Consider the following 20,099-nt stretch of genomic DNA (forward strand, 5'->3'; position numbering starts at 1 on the left):
AAACAAAAGTTATGAAGAGACATTTTTTAGTATTGATCCTGATCCTCACCGTGTCAATAAGCAGCCATGGACAAGGCGCAAAGGGTGTCCGCATCGGCTATATTGACATGGAATACATCCTGCAAAACGTACCCGATTATCTTGAAGCCAAAAACCAGCTGGAGCTTAAAGCACAGAAATGGAAGACAGAAATGGAGGCCAAAAAGAACGAGATCAACAAGCAGAAAGACAACTTAAAGACCGAAAGGGCATTGCTTACCAAAGAGCTTTTGGCAGAACGCGAAGAAGAAATTGCGTTTCTCGAAACCGAATTGTCCGATTATCAGCAAAAGAAATTTGGCCCAACCGGAGAGCTCGTAGTGCAGAAGGCGGTTTTGGTAAAACCCATACAGGACCAGGTTTTTACGGTAGTGCAGGATTTGGCCGAGACTAAAAAATATGATTTTGTTTTCGACAAATCGTCGGATATGACAATGATCTTTTCAGCAAAAAGATTTGACATGAGCGATTTGGTCATCCGGAAACTGTCGAGGGCTGCCAACCGTGACAAGAAGAGCAAGAAAGAGCTGAAAGAGGAAGAAATCCAGGAATATAAAGAAAGCCTTGAAGACAATCCGACAATGCTGGAAAGACAGAAAAAACTTGATGAGCGCAAGGCTGCCCGTGAAAAACAAGTAGCTGACCGTAAAGCGGCGGCTGACGCCAAACGGGCGGAAATGGCCGAAAAAAGGCAGCAGACGCAGGATCAGAAAACCGCAAAAAAAACGGATGGCACTGCTGAAAAAGGAACCGATGGCGACAATGAAAAAACCGATGCCACGGCAGCGAAAACCCAAAAGCAGGCAGCCGTAAGGGACAGCATCGCGACAAACAGGGAAGCTGCGAGGCAGGCCGCCGCCGATGCCAAGGCCAAAACGATGGAAGAACGCAAAAAGGCACTAGAAGAAAAGAAGGCGAAAGCACAGGCCGACCGCGAGGCCGCCAAAAAGGCAAGAGAAGCAAAAACGACGAAGAAGGACAGCGTTCCTTCGACGCCAAATAATAATGATTAAAAATTAATTACTTACTTAATATCTAAAAATGATGAAACAATTGAAAACTTTACTAATCGCTGCTGTCTTATTCGTTAGTGCAAGCCAGGTAGCCACTGCACAAGCCAAATCAGCGCATGTAGATGTTAGTGAAATCATGTCGAAACTGCCTGCGATGCTCGAGGCACAAAAACAATTGGAAAAATTAAGCCAGACTTATCAGGCCGATTATAAAACTATGGGTGATGAGTACAACGCCAAGCTTAAGAAATATGCTGCCGAAGTGGATTCCGTATCTCAAAAAATGAATGAAGAGCGCCAGAAAGAAGTGGCCGACATGGAGAAAAGGATTGGTGAGTTCGGGCAGACTGCACAAAAAGAATTACAGACCAAGGAAGCAGACCTCATGAAACCGATTGAAGAGAAAATCAAGGCTGCCATCCAGAAAGTGGGCAAAGCCAAAGGGTATCAGTACATCTTCAACTCTGCCGGGCTTTTGCTTGCTGATGGTCCGGACCTGACTGCCGACGTAAAGAAAGAACTCGGCTTCTAAGAAACGATCTCGACGATTAAAACTGCTCTTCCTTACTCAGGCAAGAGCAGTTTTTTTTTACTTTTGTTTTATGCACAATAACAATCCCATTGGCTTGTTCGACTCCGGAGTGGGCGGTACGTCGATCTGGAAGGAAATCCACCAACTTCTCCCGGGCGAAAGCACCATTTACCTGGCCGACAGCAAAAACGCGCCTTACGGGCAGAAGTCAAAAGAAGAGATTATCGCTTTAAGCGAAAAAAATACAGAGTACCTTCTGGAGCGGAACAGCAAGTTGATTGTCGTCGCGTGCAATACCGCCACAACCAACGCCATTAAGGAATTGCGCGCCAAATATGATGTGCCGTTCATTGGGATTGAACCGGCGATAAAACCGGCAGCGCTGCACTCGAATACGCAAACGATCGGAATACTGGCCACCAAAGGCACGCTGAGCAGCGAACTATTCAATAAGGCCGTTGAGATGCACCAAACGACGAAAATTATCGAACAGGTGGGCCATGGACTGGTACCTTTGATTGAAAACGGCGACATCAACTCCCCTGAAATGGATGAGCTGCTGCACACCTACCTCACGCCTATGATTGCCGCCAATATTGACTACCTTGTATTGGGTTGCAGCCATTATCCGTACCTGATTCCGCAAATCCGCAAGATACTGCCTCCGCATGTAAGGATTATTGATTCGGGAGAAGCAGTTGCCAGGCAGACGAAAAACGTGCTTACCGGGCATGCGGGCCTGAGTGACGGACTGAACACGGAAAACCGATTCTACACCAATGCCAATCCAAAGGTTCTCGAGGACATCCTTGACAATCGGTATAAAGTCGTATACGAGGATTTTTAGGGATTTACTCCGCGGGTTTGAACCATCGGGAATACATCACATAATTGGTGGAAATACGCTCAATTTCGCCGGCAAAATCGGATTGGTCGATATCCTTGACCTTTTTAGCCGGAACTCCCGCATAAATTGTCCCTGACTCCACCCTCGTATGCTGCGTCACCACCGCCCCGGCTGCGACGATTGCGTTGCTTTCCACAACGCAGCCATCCATTACGATGGCGCCCATACCAACCAGCACGTTGTCGTGCAGTGTACAACCGTGGACAATCGCATTGTGACCTATGGACACATTGTTTCCGATCACCGTCGCGTGTTTCTGGTACGTGCAGTGGATGATGGCCCCATCTTGTATATTTACCTTATCCCCAATGGTGATGGAATGGACGTCACCGCGTATCACGGCGTTAAACCACACACTGCAGGAGTGTCCGAAGGAGACATCGCCAACGATTGTGGCATTCTCCGCAACATAACAATCATCAGGAATCGAGGGCGCTTTTCCGTTTACCGATTTAATAACCATAATGTATATAAAAAAGAAGTCCCGATATAAAATCGGGACTGAATTAATATCAACGATAAATTAATTAATTGCAGGACAGTTACAGTCGTATTTCTCTCTTGTACAGAACAGGTTGACACCAAGGGTAATCTGGTGAAAACCGCCCTGGTCGAACTTGACATCGCCAATCAGGTGAGAGTAAGTGTACGACACCATATAATTTTTGAAATTCAAACCGATGATTGGCGTTACGTACTGCAACCTTTGAGTGGCAACATCTCCGTTGTCCTCGTATTGCGCCGCATCGAAGGCCCTCCTGTAGGAAAGACCGCCCCACAGCTTACCGAAGTCAAAATCCTTATACGCCTTAATGTTCAGGTCAATGGTCTTCTCTTTTGTTTCGTCAACAAGTTGGAACAGAAACGATGGTTCCAACTGGATGCGCTCGCTGTCGCCAAAAACATACCCAGCGCTCAGCAATAATTTTCTCAGGTTATCCGATTCGATGTCCGAATAAATGTCCCTTTTGCTGGCCAACGCATTCTTTACGGTAAGATGTGCATAAAATTCAAGATAGTTATACGACGCACCAAGGTCAACGTTGAAATAAGAATCCTTCTGGATAATGCCCCCGATAACAGGATCCGGATCTGTAAACTTGGTTTCATCCAGTTCAGATTGCACCAGTCCGGCGCTGATCCCGAAAGAAAGCTGGTTCAGATCGACCTCACTTCTGGAAAACATCAGGTGATACGCAAAAGTCGCCTTGAAACCTTTTTGGGAATTGTAGCCGTTTTTGTCATTGAAGACGATCAGACCGCCTCCGGTCCTGTCTCCAAGTCGACCATTAAAACTTAACGTTTGCAACGCAGGGGCATCTTCCTGGCCAAACCACTGCTGGCGTGCAGTCAGCCTGATTTTGGCACAATTGGCGGCACCGGCCATGGATGGGTGAATCAAATAATAATTGTCTGATAAATAATCTGAGTAAACTGCGATTCCTTCCTGCGAAAATGAAAATTTTGATATTAACAATAAGATTAATACTAAATATCTCTTTTTAAAATTCATTTGGTTAACGTTTTAATGTAAAATGTGCTCTAAATTCTTTATTGATTCCCTGTTCCATATACTCCACCACAAACCAGTAATCATCTGCCGTCATAGGTTGGCCGTTATAAGTACCGTCCCAACCCGTTGGATTTGTTGTACTGATTTGCTTCAGCAATTTTCCGAACCGGTCAAATATATAAATTTTTGCGTTAGGTTGATTACTTAATACAGAAATATTCCAAGTATCATGAATTCCGTCACCATTGGGTGTAAAATACTTTGGATAATCCACAACTTTCACATCGTAAGCCAATTCAACACAGGCTTTCGGGTCCCTTACGTAAACCGTATGGTCTCCCGTTGTAGTCTGTGAAAATACCGTAGTGACGCCTGCGAAAACATTCTCTGACTGCCATGGCCCGTCGTCGAGACGGTACTCATATTCACCAGCCGGCGAAGCGGTTACCACGATGGTGGCATTTTCATCAAAATAGCCTGTTACAACATCTGCCGTAATGGTCGCGGGTGGCGTAGACGTTATTATGGGTGCTGTCGCAGAATCAGTACAGCCCGTAGCCGTATCGGTAATGGTGACTTCGTAAGTTCCGGCGGCCACCGCGTCGTAAACCCCTTCAGTGGCGCCCGGAATCTCTACATCATCGAGATACCAGACGAACTCATACCCATCCGCGGTAGACAGTCCGGTATTGAGCTCATAAGAAGAACCTGCCATGGTTTGTCCTGTTACAGGATCCAGACAAATGTATCCGTCCTGGTAAAGTTCCGGATCAGGAATTTCAAGGACTGTGACTACCGCTTCACCGGTCAACATTTTAGGACAGGGCGGATTATTATTAGCCGCAACGCTCACGAGACTATAGGTGGTAGTCTCTCCCAAAACGCCGGTCAGCAATCTCGCCGAGCCCGAAGGATTCAGTGTAATGGTTTGCGCTTCGCCACCGTTGACCGTGTAGGTCACAATGGCATTTGGCGTTCCGGTAAAGATCACATCGGTACCGGTGTTGTCACAAATAGTGGTATCTGCGCCGTTAGCGATGCTTGCATCAGGCAGCGGACGCACGGTGATTGTGGCCGGTTGGGAATAAATATCAGGACAGGTATTGGTCGCATCGCTGACGATACAACGGTATACACCACTGTCTGTCAGCTGTGCGTTCTGTATTTCCAGTACCGAAGTGGTCACACCTGTATCGACACCGTTGAACTGCCATCTGTACGTCACATCGCCTGTGGTCGTTACGAACAACCTGATTGTATCGTCAACACAAACCGTTTTTGATACCGGTTGTTGGGTAATCGTCGGCGAGTTGATGATGGTTATAATTGCCGGCGCCGAAGTTATCGGATCACAGGTGTCGTTGCTGACGACACAGACATATTCCCCTGAATCGGCCGCGGTCGTTGAGGACACGAAGTAATTGGGTGAATTCGTACCCACGTTAACACCATTGTGCTGCCATTGATAGAGCGTCACATCGCCGCTGGCCTGCACGCTCAGGCTCAATGCCTGACCCGCACACAGCGGAGGCAATGACATTGGCTGTTGTATAATCTGCGGGGCTACACTGATTGCTACAACCGCATCAGTCGAAATCTGCGGCGCACCACAGGTTCCCGTTACGGTAACATGGTAAGTTCCCGCATCGTTGACTGTAGCATTCGCGATATTATAAGTGCTCGATGGTCCGGATTGTACCACGATGCCTCCCCTGCTCCATTCATAATTTAAATTTCCTCCATCCGCGGAGACTTCCAGCGCAAAGCTGTCGCCTGTACATTGGTTGTAAGCGGCCTGAGGTTGTTGTGTAATCGCGGTAGATACATCAACGGTAACCACAACGGGATTTGACGTAACCGAAGGACATCCGCTATTGATTACCTCAACGGTATATGACCCTTCATCGGTTTCAGTGACGCCGAACAACTCAAGCGTATCGGAGCTTGGCGCGCCGGGAACCGGATCGGCACCTTTCCTCCATATGTAAGTCGTAGAAGCATCTGTTCCTGTGGTGGCTACCGTAAGTACAACATCGTCGCCAGGACAACTGTTTGATGGCGCAACGGGATCAGTGACTACGTGAGGCCCTTCGTTTACAATGGCCTGAACTGCCACAGAAACGGCATCAGGCGCGCATTTGCCGTGCACGGTGACTGTGTAGGTACCGCCATCGGCCAGCGTGGCGTTGGTTTTTGTGTATATATTGGAAGTTCCGTTCTGTACCGTTACTGCACCATGCTTCCATTCGTATGTCAAATCAGTCCCATTCGCCTGTACACTCATACTGAATGTTTCCTGCTCGCATATCGGAGCCGGATCTACAGGTTCTGTTGTAATGACAGGCCTGAGGTCTTCTGTTATCGTTACCGATTGCGAAAGTGCCTTCACACAGGAGTCTGTACTTGTAATATTGTCTAGCGTATACGTGGACGCTGGTAAATCTGTCTGTCCGTTACCCGATGCCGGTATGACGTAACTGAATACTGCACCGGTGCTGTCGTGGAAGTTGACCGTCGCATTGGCGGTCCCTGCAAACGACAATGTGGCGGGCGTGCCCTCACACACTGTTGCGCTCGTGGCAGAGAACGCTGTAAGAGCAGGCGTAGGGAATACCGTGATGGTAATGGTCTCACCCGTAATGGCCTGCGTTTGTCCGCATGCAGCCACATCAATACTGGTCAGTGTGTAGGTGGTATTTGTGGCCAGGGTTTGGGTAATGCTGCCCTGTCCACTCGTAGCATCCAGATTCACCGAACCGCCACCTGTGGTACCTCCCGTATAGTTGACCACCGCTCCGGGCGTACCCAACACGGTGATCGTGACACTTTCGCCCTCACATACTGTAGTTGTTGCCGGACCCGTAATCTGGGCTGTAGGCGTCCCCACGGAAATCGTTACGGATGTACCCGCAGTACCTGCAATGAAGGTTTGCGAACATGGTGGTGTCGTTGCGCCTGTAATGTCAACGAGCTGGTAACTGATTGGCGAGGTCAAGGCCGGGGTATCGAATTCATAGGTATTGGAACTTGTAATGACTACGGGGACTTCCGTGGTGCCATCAGTATACTTGACGGTATCGCCCGGTGTTCCGGTAATCACGACATGGGCGACGTCGCCGCTGCAGACGTTATTCGGTGCAGAAATGGTCGCAGATGGAATAGGGTTAACAACCAAAGTCAGCGAACTTGCCGCCGAAGACTCAGCACCAATACTCGCCACCACGCTGTAAGTGTAACTTCCGCCAGTCGTTGGGGCGACAATTCCGTCAAGCTGGGGCACGGTGGTTGTATCGATAACCCCGTTGGCATCAGACCAGGTATAGGTGACGTCTGGCTGATTCACGGCGGAAGTAGCGAGACTGAATGTATCCCCGGCACACACGGGACCATGCGGCGTAATCGTCGTGGCAAGACAGGCGCTCACATCAAATGTCACCGGTTGCGATTCATATGCATCGCAGGTACCTTGTGGAATTTTGTATTTAATGGTGTAAGATCCCGTTTGGGTATTGCTGTCGAGGTCGATTTGTCCTGTGAGGAAATCTATATTCAGGCCTGACGGTGTCGCTTCGTAATACCCTCCTGTAGTGAATTCCGTACTCTGCGTTACCGATACCGTTCCTCCGCCGATGCAATGCGGACCTGCGGGATAACTGATTTCACCTTTTGAGAAAGTCCTTGAAAGCTTGATCGGCTTGATCAGCACGCAATTGCTGCCGCTTCCCTGATCGGCAATCCTGACATAAATGGTTTTTGTCTCGCCTTCCGCCATCGGGGTATTCACCACATAATCGAGGCTGCCGTACAGACTTTGGATATCGTTAAGCCCTTCATCAATCGCATCCTGCTCATTCTCATAATAGCTGATCGGATAATTAGCCGGGTTAAAATTATTGAGGATGTATGCGGTCTGGTCAATATTAAAATGGAACGGCGGATCCTGCTGGCAAATAGCCACATCAAACGGATCTTTGGTAGGCAATGGTGCTGTGAAATCGACGTCGATATCATCCGTTTTCTGGCAGCCCGTACCAAAAGTAACCACAGCTGTATACCTGCCTGACTGCGTTACATCATAGAAATAATCCGTCGCATTATCAATCCTTACGCCATTTTTTAGCCAGGCATAGGTGGCATTAGGCAACGGACTGTCACCATATTGGATTCTCTGGGAACCACCATTGCAAACCGCATTGTTACCGGTAAAATCATTGATTCCCGATGACGGACCGGAACCTGTAACCTGCGCCTCGAATCTGAAGCTGCCGCCTTCAATAAATACGCCCGAAGCAAGCGAATGGTCGCCCTGATTGGCGATAATCAGCTTGATCGTATAGTTGTGTCCGGGAATCACCGCGGATTTGGCAACCATATTCTCAGTTTGCCCGTTATAATTGTGCGCCGCATTGGCTGCAATGGTTGGATCTGCAGGATCCCAGTTGTACTTTCCGAAGTATTGTGGGTTTTGGCCTGCTGTATCGCAATTGCCTCCCTGATGGATTGTAGTGACTTTAACAGGTATGTTCGTGTTGGGGATCACTGCGAGGTTTTTATGGACGTTAGGTGTGGCCTGGTCTGTAAGTATGAAGGCGAATACGTCGGAATAAGTACATTCAAACCCGTTCCTGCTGTATTCTTCTGAAGCAAAAATGAAGTTAAAGCTCATCTCCTGTGCCGAAGGCACGAAGTCAAACTGAATGTACGACTGGTCATTGGTCGTATTATTCGGGATGCCCACCGCAGGCACCATGTAACCTGTATTGAAATCCGTAGAGCCACCCCAGTCGCGGCCGTCCGTCGTACTGTCATTTGGACCTGCGACTCCGTTGTAGGTCGTATTCGCGTCAACAACATCATCAAACAGTGTTCCGCAGCTCAGGATCAGCCCATCCTCAATAGGAAAGTCAGAATTCATCTTTTTGAAATACCCAATTCCGTAGTTGCTGTTATTTCCACCCTGTGAAAACATCTGGAAATTGGATACGTTGGCGCAATGCGAACGGATCAGTACATTTTCTACCAGGCCCTGCGCCAGCCCGCTTATCTGATGGTTGACCGAAAGTTTTGCCGGATCATTGTCAAAGTACATGAATTTCGCAGCAGGACTATCGTTATCGGTACTGGTGTTGTTAGCCATCACCGGATCCGGTGTTTGCGGGGTAGCGGTAACCGTATTGATCAAATTGCTGTTTACCTGCTGTACTGGCGGCAACGAAAACACCTGGAATCCCACAGGTATGTATACTTTAACGGTGTAAGTCATTTTTTCCCCGACTGCCAGGTGGTTTATGGTATTGTCGAGTATACCCGTGCCGCTGGCGCCGTTTCCTGACCACGTCACATAAGAAGGCTGTATTTGCGATCCTGCGACGTTGGTATTGGTTGGAATATTGTCGAACACCCTGATGTTGTATGAATCGCTCGGACCGTAATTAAGCACCGTAATTGTGTAAGTCACATATTTCGGTACCAGTTGGGCCGGCGTCGTATCATAAATATTATCATCGATAAGACGCGATTGTTCGTACTCCGAAGTGCCGTCGGTCTTATTTACGACCACGTTCGCAGCTGGGCCCGGTGCATCAACATCGGTAGCGGTATTATTTGCAGGCAACGGATCCGATGCTGTAGCAACGCTCACCGTCTGGATCAGGTTTTCGTTCTGAGGGAAATCCGACGGGATTGACACTGTAATTGTATAAGTCACACTCTGCCCCGCGGCAAGTGTCGGAATGGTATTGTTAAGAGCGCCCGATCCTGAAGCACTGTTGCCGCTCCAGGTGTAATCTGTGTTGTTTACCGTACCGGGAACAATACTGCTAACCTGTATGTTAGACACGGCGGTGCCGCCATTGTTGGTCACGGTTACCGTGTACACCCGGCTTTGTCCGGCTACGTAGGTTGTAAATCCGTCTGTAATCGACACTCCGATGTCATTGTTCACCGGCGTCATGGTCATTGTGGCCGTGGCGGTGGAATTGGCCGGATTCGGATCGCTAGCCAAAGTGGTTGTGGCGGTACTTACTACCGAATTCCCGGTAGCCGGAACCTGTATGGTAACGGTATAGGTAACGGAATTTCCTACGCCAAGGTATTGTATCGTGTTGGTCAAGGCACCCGTCCCTGACGATCCATTGCTTCCTGTCCAGTTCATTACAGTCACACCTGCAGGAATTGGATTCGCAACCGCTATGGTATTGGCAGCCTGCGGACCGTTATTGGTCACCGTCACTGTAAATTGTTCTGTCGTACCATAACCCGGCGTGGCATTAGAGGCCGTGTTGGTCACAACGATATCTGAGGAAGAGGCCACATCGGTATCGGTAGCCGTGTTATTGGCGGCTGAGGCATCCGCAGGTGTGGTGCTGACCGTAGCCGTATTGATGAGGCTGCCGCTGAAATTCGCCGGCACCGTGACCGTTACCGTGTAGGTGATTGAGGCGCCGTTTGCCAATGACGGGATGACCACGTCAATCCCACCCGTACCGTTCGTGCTGTTGTTGGCAGTCCAGGTCATCGTAGTGATTCCCGCAGGCAGCGGATTTTGAATATGTACCTGCGTAGCCGTCTGTGGCCCGTTATTGGTCACCGTCATCGTATAAACCCTAGTATTGTTTACAACATAAAAACCCTGGTTATCTGTATTGGTGATGGCTACATCCGCCTGAGGGGTACCATCAGTATCTATGTCAACACAGCGTGCGCAGGCTGTAACCGGGTCTACTGAAGTCGTCGACGCAATCGACGGCTGCGCAGTAAGGTTTCCTGTAAAGCCAGCAGGTATGTTCACCGTGACGGTATAAGTAGCCGTTTGCCCTACGGTAAGCGTAGGGATGGTATTGTTGACGGCCCCTGACCCTGAGGTGTTGTTGCCGGTCCAGGTCATTGAAGTGATCCCTGCGGGCAACGGGAATACGACGTTGACGCCCGTGGCCGTCGACGGCCCATTGTTGGTCACCGTAACGGTATACACCGCTTGTCCGCCTGCAGTGTACACTTCCTGGTTGTCTGTATTTACCAACACCACATCGGCAGTGCCTAGAGGTGTGTCAGTATCCGGCGCCGTATTATTGGCAGTAGCGGAATCTGTGGTGGCCGTTGCCGTGACGGTTGCTGTGGTTGTGAAATTGGCAGAAAATGTCGCCGGAACCTGTAATGTTACGGAATAAACTACAGAGGCACCCACGCCAAGCGTCGCGATCGAGGTATTCAGCGCTGCGATTCCGGATGTGCCGTTTGTAGCCGTCCACGTCAGGCCTGTGGTAGCGCCTGGCACGGCAAACTGAACCAGGACATTCCTTGTTTCCAAAGGCCCGTTGTTGGTTACCGTAACAGTATAGGTCTTTACGTTGAGGACCCCGGCATTATAAGTCGTGCTGCTGTCAGTATTGGTAACCGAAATGTCTGTTGCCGATTGTGTGTCGGTATCTGCGCATTGGGCACACGCCGGAACCGGATCGATGGTATCCGAAGCGACAACAACCTGATGGGTCAGCGCGCCCGAAAAGGCAACCGGAATGTTTATTGTGATGCTGTAGGTCACCGTTGCCCCGTTGGCAAATGATGCGATGGTATCGTCGAAGGTACCCCCACCGTTTGTACCATTGCTTCCTGTCCAGCTTACCACGCTGACACCTGCGGGCAATACATTGGTGATATGCACATTCTCGGCAGTGCCTGGCCCATTATTGGTTACCGTCACCGTGTACGTTTTCTGTGTCCCGGAAACGTACGTTGCTGTGTTATCCGTATTGGACACTGTGATATCGGCGCCCGGTTTATCTGTGTCAGTGCAGCGGGTACAAGGGTTGGGATCGGGCTGGTCACTCGAAGCGGCTGCCTGGGTCACAAGATCGGTATTGAATCCTGCAGGTACCGCTACAGTTACGGTGTACGTTACGGTGGCTCCTGCCGCAAGCGAGGCGATTGTATTATCAAGACTTCCGGTTCCTGAGGTACTATTCGTCCCGGACCAGCTTGTGATTGTCGTTCCGTTTGGTGCCGGCATAAACACCTGCACATTGGTTGCGGTTTCAGGGCCTGCATTGTTTACGGTTACTGTATACACGCGCGGCTGCCCCGCGATATAATAATCCTGATTGTCGGTATTGACTACAATGATATCTGCCCCAAACGCCTTTACGTTCGAATCAATAGCCTCGAAATTTTCCGGTGTAGGATCTGTCGAAGTGGTATAAACGACCGCTTTATTGATAACGATCGCATTGAACGTCGCCGGAATAGCTATCGTGACAGTATACACCACACTTTCACCAACAGGCAGCAGCTCGATGACGTCATTGAGGATTTCGCCTGTCCCTGAGGTGCCGTTACTACCTGACCATGACATCGACGATTCATCCAAGCCCTCCGGTATATCGTTTTTTACGACTACATGCACGGCGTCTGTCGGTCCGTAGTTGGTGACCGTGAGCGTATAAACCGAGTTTTGTCCGGAATAATAGACATTGGTGTTGTCAGTGTTGACCACATTGATGTCGGCGTTGGCAATCTGGTCCGTATCCGTAGCCTGGTTAGACATAGTATTCACATCTGTCGGTGCCGACATCGTGACGCTCGCCGTGCTGGTCAGCGGCCCCGAATAGCCGTTCGGGATCTCGAGGTGTATGGTATAGGTCAGGACTTCCCCTACGCCCAGTGTAGTCACCGTGTTGTCGAGGTTCGTATTCGATCCGAATGAAAAATTACTGCCTTCCCAGTAGAATGTAGTGATGCCACTCGGAATCGGATTGACGACATGCACATTGGTCGCAGCAGCCGGCCCGAAATTGGTTACCTTTACCGTGTAAACCGCAGAAGTGCCCGGCACGTAAACCGCCTGATTGTTGGTATTGGTCACCACCAGGTCAGTCTGTGCAAAACAGATTGACGCGAGTAAGAGACAGGTTAATAAATGTAAAAATTTTTTCATTGCAGTATGTTTGTAGATAGTGAGTGTATATTCTAAAAAAAACAGTAATTTCTGTTAATTTATATTAAAATCTCAAATGTAATTATTCGTGAAAAATATCTTTGTTAAATTTGCAAAAAAATACAATTTTCATGAAAAATGTTATAATAAAGGAAACCCAGAATCCGGCGATATTAAAGTTCGAATTCCCGGATTTCATTACCCAGAATAACAGCTACGAATTCAAGAATATCGACGAGGCCGCCGCCTCCCCGCTTGCACAGCAGCTCTTCTACCTGCCCTTCGTGAAGACGGTATATATCTCCGGTAATTTCATTGCCATAGAACGTTACAACATCGTTGACTGGAACGATGTGAAGGATGCCGTAGCCGAACAGATTGACGAGTTTACCGCAAAAGGCGGAACGATCATCAGGGAAGAAGCGCCAAAGCCCTGGGATAAGAAGCAGCCTGCCACGGTATACGGTGAAACCACGCCGAATCCATCGGTCCTAAAATTTGTCGTCAACCGCATGGTAACCACCGCGGCGGCTGAATTCAGGAATATCGATGAAGCGGCAGCCTCCCCTCTCGCACAGGAACTCTTCAAATTTCCGTTTGTCAAAGAAATCTTTATTGACGAGAACTACATCTCGGTCACAAAATACGATATCGCCGACTGGTCTGAAATTACCCTGGAGATTCGTTCATTCATCAGGGAATTCATAGAAAACGGAGGCACCGTTATAGACAACAGCCAGCTCGCTGAAAACCCTACCGCAGCGAAACAGAAAATTTCAAATTTTGACAACCTCGATGTGACCTCACAGCAAATCGTAAACATCCTCGAGGAATATGTCAAACCTGCCGTGCAGGCTGACGGAGGCAACATCCTTTTCGATTCCTATGACGAAGCCGATCACCGCGTAAAAGTCGTCCTCCAGGGCGCGTGCAGCGGCTGCCCTTCCTCCACGTTTACTTTAAAAAACGGCATTGAGAGCATGCTCAGGGACATGCTTAAAAATGACAACATCAAAGTCGAAGCGCTAAATGCATAAGCGTTTCCACACAAAATAACTACCTTTAAGCGTTCCATTTGGAGCGCTTTTTTTTGTATAGAGCCAATCCTGCTGTCCGCTGTATCTTTTTGTTTTTAAAGAAAAAACAAAAAGGATGCCGCTTCCATCAGGGCTAGGCGCATCGCTAAACCCTGAAATTTATACCCTGATCCATGAACGAACTCTCCAACGAAACGTCCCCTTACCTGCTCCAGCATGCGAACAATCCCGTACACTGGAAAGCCTGGAATCCTATATCCCTTGCCGCAGCGGTTGACAGTAACAAACTCATCATCATCAGCATCGGATACTCTGCCTGCCACTGGTGCCATGTCATGGAACACGAAACCTTCGAGGACAACGAAGCCGCCGAGGTCATGAATGCCCATTTCGTTTCAATAAAGGTCGACCGTGAAGAGCGCCCGGATGTCGATGCCGTATACATGAAGGCCGTCCAGCTGATGACGCGCCACGGCGGCTGGCCACTCAATATTGTTGCCCTGCCCGACGGACGGCCGGTCTGGGGCGGCACCTACTTCCGGAAAAGCGAATGGATCAGCACGCTGCAACAATTGTACGGGCTGCACGCCGGCCAGCCCGAAAAGCTGATCGAGTATGCCACGCGGCTCGACGAGGCGCTTCAGGCGATCAGCCGGCCCACACCGCCGCAAAATGACCTCACCCCGGCGTCAGCGTTTCAATTCGATCCGGATTTTCTGGCACAACTGGTCGCCAGATGGTCCAGGAGCTTTGACCGCGAATTTGGTGGCATGGCACGGGCGCCGAAATTTATGATGCCGGACAATTACGCTTTCCTGCTGCGTTACGCATACCAGCATAATGACACAGACTTGCTCGATTTCGTAAACCTTACTTTAACCAAAATGGCGCAGGGTGGGATTTTCGATACCGTCGGCGGCGGATTCTCACGCTATTCGGTCGATATGAAATGGCATGTGCCGCATTTTGAAAAAATGCTTTATGACAACGGACAGCTTGTATCCCTGTATTCCGATGCGTACCGGCTTACAAACAATCCGCTGTACCGTGAGACCATCGAAAAAACCCTTGCGTTCTGCCTTGCGGAACTGCAAAGCCCCGAAGGCGGGTTTTATTGTGCCCTCGATGCCGACAGTCCGAACACGCAGGGCACACCCGAAGAAGGCGCTTTTTACGTCTGGACCGAAAACCAACTCAAATCACTGATCACTGAGGATTATGATTTATTTGCCGATGTATTCAGCATCAACGATTTCGGGCATTGGGAACACGGAAACTTCGTACTGATACAACAGCATCACCTTGAGTCCGTTGCCGCCAGGCACCACATCCCGACGGCTGAATTACAGCTTAAAAAAAAGCAGTGGGAAAAAGTATTACTCGAAGAACGCAACAAAAGGGTTGCGCCCGGACTCGACGACAAGTGCCTCACTTCCTGGAATGCCATCATGCTGATCGGTTTCGCCGATGCGTACAAAACGTTGGGTGAAACGCGCTACCTCGATACCGCCCAGCGGACCGCAGCATTCATCCGCTCCCGCCTGTGGCAGGAGGGTGGGAACCTTTACCGCAGTTTCAAGAACGGAAAAGCGTCCATCAATGCCTACCTCGAAGATTATGCCTTCGTGGTCAGGGCCTGGATCAAACTGTATGAAGTGACGCTCGACGAAAAATGGTTGCATGAGGCCAAACAACTGACCGACCATTGCTTTGACCATTTTTACGACGCAGCCACAGGATTCTTTTCATATACTTCCTCAGGGGATGAGCCATTGATTGCTCCCCATTTTGAAACTGAAGACAACGTCATCCCGTCGTCAAATGCGGTGATGGGGCATAACCTGCAGGCACTTTCGGTGTATTTCGGGAATACTTACTATGAATCTGTTGCAGAGCGCATGCTCGTGAAAATTACCGCTTCGATCGACTATCCGTCGGCTTTTTCACACTGGCTCGCGCTGTACCTCAATGGTTCCGGACAACAACGCGAACTCGCAATCACCGGGCCCGAAGCCTCAAAATTTGCTGCGGAGCTGAACACCCGCTACCAGCCGCATGTCTTGCTGGCAGCAACCGAATCGGAATCCGGATTGCCTTTTCTGCAGCAGCGCTTTGTGCATGGGCAAAACCTGTTTTATGTGTGCCGGAACAAAAGCTGTGGTTTGCCTACGTCCGATTTTCAAACTGTCGAAAACGAACTGACAATCAGCTGAATTCGGTTGGCAGGAACTTTTTACTACTTTTACACCACATTTACAATCATATGAAAAGTCAATACGCCCCAAAACGCCTGTTTTTACAAACATTTACAATGTTTTGCCTGATGTGGCAATTGCCTGCGTTGGCTCAGCCATTTACCGACAGCAACCTGCCCATCGTCATCATCAACACCGATGGCGCACAGGAAATCCCCGATGACCCAAGGATTTTCGGCGATATGAAAATCATTTACCGCGGCGAAGGCCAGCAGAATTATGTCACCGACCAGAATACGCCGGCCTACCTGAATTATAATGGGCGCATCGATATTGAGATACGCGGCTCAAGTTCGCAGGCACTGCCAAAAAAAGGATACGGCTTCTCAACTAAAATGGCCGACAATACGACCAACAACAACGTCAGCCTGCTGGGAATGCCTTCAGAAAACGACTGGATCCTGAACGGACTGGCATTCGACCCCTCGCTGATCCGCGACTACCTGTCTTACAATTTATCGAGGAGCATGGGCAATTACGCGACGCGCACCGCCTATTGCGAGGTGGTCATCAATGGGGATTATAAAGGACTGTACATCTTACAGGAAAAAGTCAAAGCCGATGGCGGCCGCGTAGATGTCACCAAAATTACCACATCGCAGAATACCTTACCGAACCTGAGCGGCGGCTACATCACCAAATGCGATAAGACGACCGGCGGTGATCCCGTGGCGTGGACCATGCCGGATTATAATGGCGGCCAGGTTGATTTTATCCACGAATTGCCCAAACCGGCAGATGCCACCGCGGCGCAGGACAATTACATCCACAATTACTTCACCGACTTGCAAACCAGTGTCACGAGCAGCGATCCGGTTACGGGTTATCCGTCTTTGATCGATATCCCGTCGTTTGTTGATTTTATGCTGTCGAACGAACTGGCCAGCAACGCCGACGGATATTCACTGAGCACGTATTTTCATAAAGACCGCAATGGGAAACTGCGCGCCGGGCCGATATGGGATTTTAATCTTACGTATGGCAACGACCTGTTTTTTTGGGGTTTTGACCGCAGTCACTATGATGTGTGGCAGTTTGCCGATGGTGGCAATGACGGTGCCAAATTCTGGACCGACCTTTTCAATAATACTGCCTTCAGATGCAACGTTTCCAGGCGATTCAACGAACTGACGCAGCCTGGCCAGCCGCTTAATCCGGACACGTTGAACACTTTTATCGACAATACCATAAACTACATCAGCGCCGCAGCCGTTCGCGAAAACAACCTGTGGGGCACAGTCCCTGACCTCGAAACCGAAATATTCTCCCTCAAATTCTGGCTTGACCAGCGCGTCACCTGGATGACCGAACATCTGGGCAGTTTTTCAGGCTGCAGCAGCGTAGCGGTACCGTCACTGGTCATCAGTAAAATCAATTACAATCCCAACACCTCAGGAAGCTTTACGAGCAGCAACGACCAGGAATTCATCGAAATCCGGAACGTAGGGAACACCTCAGCGGACCTGACGGGGATTTACTTCCGGGGTACCGGATTTGTTTACCAATTCCCGGCAAACCAGGTTCTGGCAGCCGGTGCCGGTGTCTTTCTCGCAAGCAAGGCCAACGTATTTACAAGCCGTTACGGTTTCGCCCCGTATGGTGAATTTACGCGGAACATGTCCAACAACAACCAGGACCTGGTGCTCGCCGATGCGTTCGGCAACATCATCGATCAGGTTCATTATTATGACAGCGCCCCATGGCCGGATGCAGACGGTAACGGCAATTACCTGCAGCTTACCGATACGGCACTGGACAACAACATCGCATCGAGCTGGACCGCGATGAATATGAATACCCTCCCGGCTGAGTTTGAAACTAAGGATTTCGCATTACAGCTGTACCCCAACCCAACGAGTGGAATTCTGCACATACAGGCCGGCGAAACGATTTCGACGATGGCCGTCTTCGACCTGCGCGGGCGGCTTAGAAGCATGTTCAGGCCGGAGAGTACGGCCGTAACGATAGACACTTCTGCCTGGGCCAAAGGCCTGTATCTGCTCAAAATTCAGGCAGGGGCCAAAACCAGTATCAAGAAATTCAACAGGCGATAATGATGAGAAAAATTTCCGTAATCACAACAATGTTTTGCGCGCTGTTCTTTATACAATGCAAAAAGGACCACGACAAAACCGATTTTACCGCATTGTGCAAAAGCTATTTCGACGATAAGAGCGCGCTAAATCCTTTGGATGCAACCGTCTACGGGCAAAACCAATACAATGCCGAACTGCTTTTTGAAATGACCGATGCGCACCGTAGGGCTCAGGCGAAGTTCTTCGAAAAATATGCGAATGCCATCGCCACTGTGGATTACTCTGCCCTGACCGACGATGAGAAAATCAGCTGCGACATCATCAAATGGGAGGTCAGTATCGGGAAGGAAATGCTGAAATACCCTACCAACCTGATGCCTGTAAACCAGTTTACGGGAACGCATCTCAACATGGGCATGTTTGCCGGAGGTACCAGCTCACAGCCTTTTAAGACCGAAAAAGATTACCGCAACTTCCTCTCGCGGATGGACAAATTCTCCATCTGGATCGACTCGGCTATGGTCTACATGAAAAAAGGCGTACAAAAAGGCTATGTCTTGCCAAAAGCACTGACTTTAAAAGTCATTCCGCAATTTGAAGAACTCATTACCGAAAAGCCCGAGGACAACCTGTACTATTCTGCAATCAAGATCATGCCTGCTGATTTTCCGGATGACGTAAAAAAGCAGCTTGCCGCACAATATGCGCAAACCATCAGCGAAAAGCTCGTCCCTCAATTCCGGAAGATGGCTGCTTACCTCAAGACCGATTACCTCGCGGCGTCGCGCAACACCTCAGGCATCAGCAGCCTGCCGATGGGTAAAGAGACTTATGCCACATGGGCCAAAAACTGGACCACCACAGAAAAAACACCTGACGAAATCCACAAACTGGGGTTGCAGCAGGTCGCCGCCCTAAAGGCTGAAATGGAAAAAATCAGGATTAAGGTGGGCTTTAAGGGCAGCATGAAGGATTTCCTGAACGACCTGCGCAACAACCGCCGACTGATGCCCTTCAGTACTCCGGAACAGGTGCTCGCCCATTTCGATTCTATTTACAACAGAATAAAACCGAACGTCGGCAAGTTGTTTTCGATGACACCAAAGACACTGTTTGAAATCCGCCGGACCGAAGCCTTCCGAGAGAAAAGCGCAAGTGCTGAATACATCCAGGGCGCTGCCGACGGCACCCGTCCGGGCATTTTCTACGTTCCGGTACCTGATGCCAAAACATACAATGTACTGCAGGACGAGGACCTGTTCCTGCATGAAGCCATTCCGGGCCACCATTTCCAGGTGTCAATCCAGCAGGAAAACAACGCTTTGCCTGATTTCCGGAAATTCAACTGGTTCGGCGCGTATGGTGAAGGCTGGGCATTGTATACCGAAAGCCTGGGGAAAGAACTCGGGCTCTACACCGATCCCTACCAATATATGGGCATGCTGAGCGCTGAAATGCACCGTGCCATACGCCTTGTCGTCGATACCGGTATCCATACCAAGGGATGGACAAGGGAGCAGGCCATCCGGTATTCGCTGGATAATGAAGCAGAGACCGAAGCTTCCATTATTTCTGAAATAGAACGGTACATGGCCGTCCCCGGACAGGCATTGTCGTACAAGATCGGGCAATTAAAGATTCTGGAATTGCGGGAAAAGGCAAAGAAGCAGCTTGGTACAAGATTTGATATTCGGGAATTCCACAAAAAGGTGCTCGAATCAGGCGTGATGCCGCTGGAATTGCTTGAAGCGAAACTTGACGCCTGGATGCAGCAATAGGCATTCCGATTGATCCGCGGTACCGCGCCAGGGACAGCAGCGAAATCCTTTCTACGC

10 protein-coding genes are annotated in these 20,099 nt (G+C 49.6%); 7 read left to right on the forward strand and 3 right to left on the reverse strand.

Features of this window, described 5'->3' with window-relative positions:
* Positions 1 to 11: 11 nt before the first annotated feature.
* The 3 genes from HYN48_RS01785 (at position 12) to murI (ending at position 2,431) form a co-directional block, all read left to right on the forward strand.
* The gene (locus HYN48_RS01785; RefSeq protein WP_108369501.1) at positions 12 to 1,052 is read left to right on the forward strand and encodes an OmpH/Skp family outer membrane protein; all 1,041 of its coding nucleotides are present in this window, start codon (positions 12 to 14) and stop codon (positions 1,050 to 1,052) included.
* Between the two features lie 31 nt (positions 1,053 to 1,083).
* Positions 1,084 to 1,584, forward strand: coding sequence for an OmpH/Skp family outer membrane protein (locus tag HYN48_RS01790; protein WP_108373276.1), 501 nt, complete (start codon positions 1,084 to 1,086; stop codon positions 1,582 to 1,584).
* Positions 1,585 to 1,654: 70 nt separating this feature from the next.
* Positions 1,655 to 2,431 (forward strand): glutamate racemase, encoded by a 777-nt coding sequence (murI, locus tag HYN48_RS01795; protein ID WP_108369502.1) that lies wholly within the window; start codon positions 1,655 to 1,657, stop codon positions 2,429 to 2,431.
* 4 nt (positions 2,432 to 2,435) lie between these two features.
* Here murI and HYN48_RS01800 read toward each other — a convergent pair whose 3' ends face one another.
* The 3 genes from HYN48_RS01800 to HYN48_RS01810 are packed head-to-tail and all read right to left on the reverse strand — an operon-like array spanning position 2,436 to position 12,936.
* Complete coding sequence (locus tag HYN48_RS01800) at positions 2,436 to 2,954, reverse strand: gamma carbonic anhydrase family protein (protein ID WP_108369503.1); 519 nt, start codon at positions 2,952 to 2,954, stop codon at positions 2,436 to 2,438.
* A gap of 60 nt (positions 2,955 to 3,014) precedes the next feature.
* Positions 3,015 to 4,004, reverse strand: coding sequence for a PorP/SprF family type IX secretion system membrane protein (locus tag HYN48_RS01805; protein ID WP_108369504.1), 990 nt, complete (start codon positions 4,002 to 4,004; stop codon positions 3,015 to 3,017).
* A gap of 4 nt (positions 4,005 to 4,008) precedes the next feature.
* Positions 4,009 to 12,936 (reverse strand): choice-of-anchor L domain-containing protein, encoded by an 8,928-nt coding sequence (locus tag HYN48_RS01810; RefSeq protein WP_108369505.1) that lies wholly within the window; start codon positions 12,934 to 12,936, stop codon positions 4,009 to 4,011.
* A 131-nt stretch (positions 12,937 to 13,067) separates the two neighbouring features.
* Here HYN48_RS01810 and HYN48_RS01815 point away from each other — a divergent pair, with 131 nt between their 5' ends.
* The 4 genes from HYN48_RS01815 (at position 13,068) to HYN48_RS01830 (ending at position 20,042) form a co-directional block, all read left to right on the forward strand.
* A complete protein-coding gene (locus tag HYN48_RS01815) occupies positions 13,068 to 13,973 on the forward strand; it encodes a NifU family protein (protein ID WP_108369506.1) in 906 nt (301 codons plus the stop codon).
* Positions 13,974 to 14,146: 173 nt separating this feature from the next.
* On the forward strand, positions 14,147 to 16,186 hold the full coding sequence (locus tag HYN48_RS01820) for a thioredoxin domain-containing protein (protein ID WP_108369507.1): 2,040 nt from the start codon (positions 14,147 to 14,149) through the stop codon (positions 16,184 to 16,186).
* A 98-nt stretch (positions 16,187 to 16,284) separates the two neighbouring features.
* Positions 16,285 to 18,282: a CotH kinase family protein gene (locus HYN48_RS01825; RefSeq protein WP_108369508.1), complete on the forward strand. Its 1,998-nt coding sequence runs from the start codon at positions 16,285 to 16,287 to the stop codon at positions 18,280 to 18,282.
* On the forward strand, positions 18,282 to 20,042 hold the full coding sequence (locus HYN48_RS01830) for a DUF885 domain-containing protein (RefSeq protein WP_108369509.1): 1,761 nt from the start codon (positions 18,282 to 18,284) through the stop codon (positions 20,040 to 20,042). Before HYN48_RS01825 ends, HYN48_RS01830 begins: the two co-directional genes overlap by 1 nt.
* Positions 20,043 to 20,099 lie beyond the last annotated feature (57 nt).

The sequence above is a fragment of the Flavobacterium magnum genome (assembly GCF_003055625.1).
GTDB classification, from domain to species: Bacteria; Bacteroidota; Bacteroidia; order Flavobacteriales; family Flavobacteriaceae; genus Flavobacterium; species Flavobacterium magnum.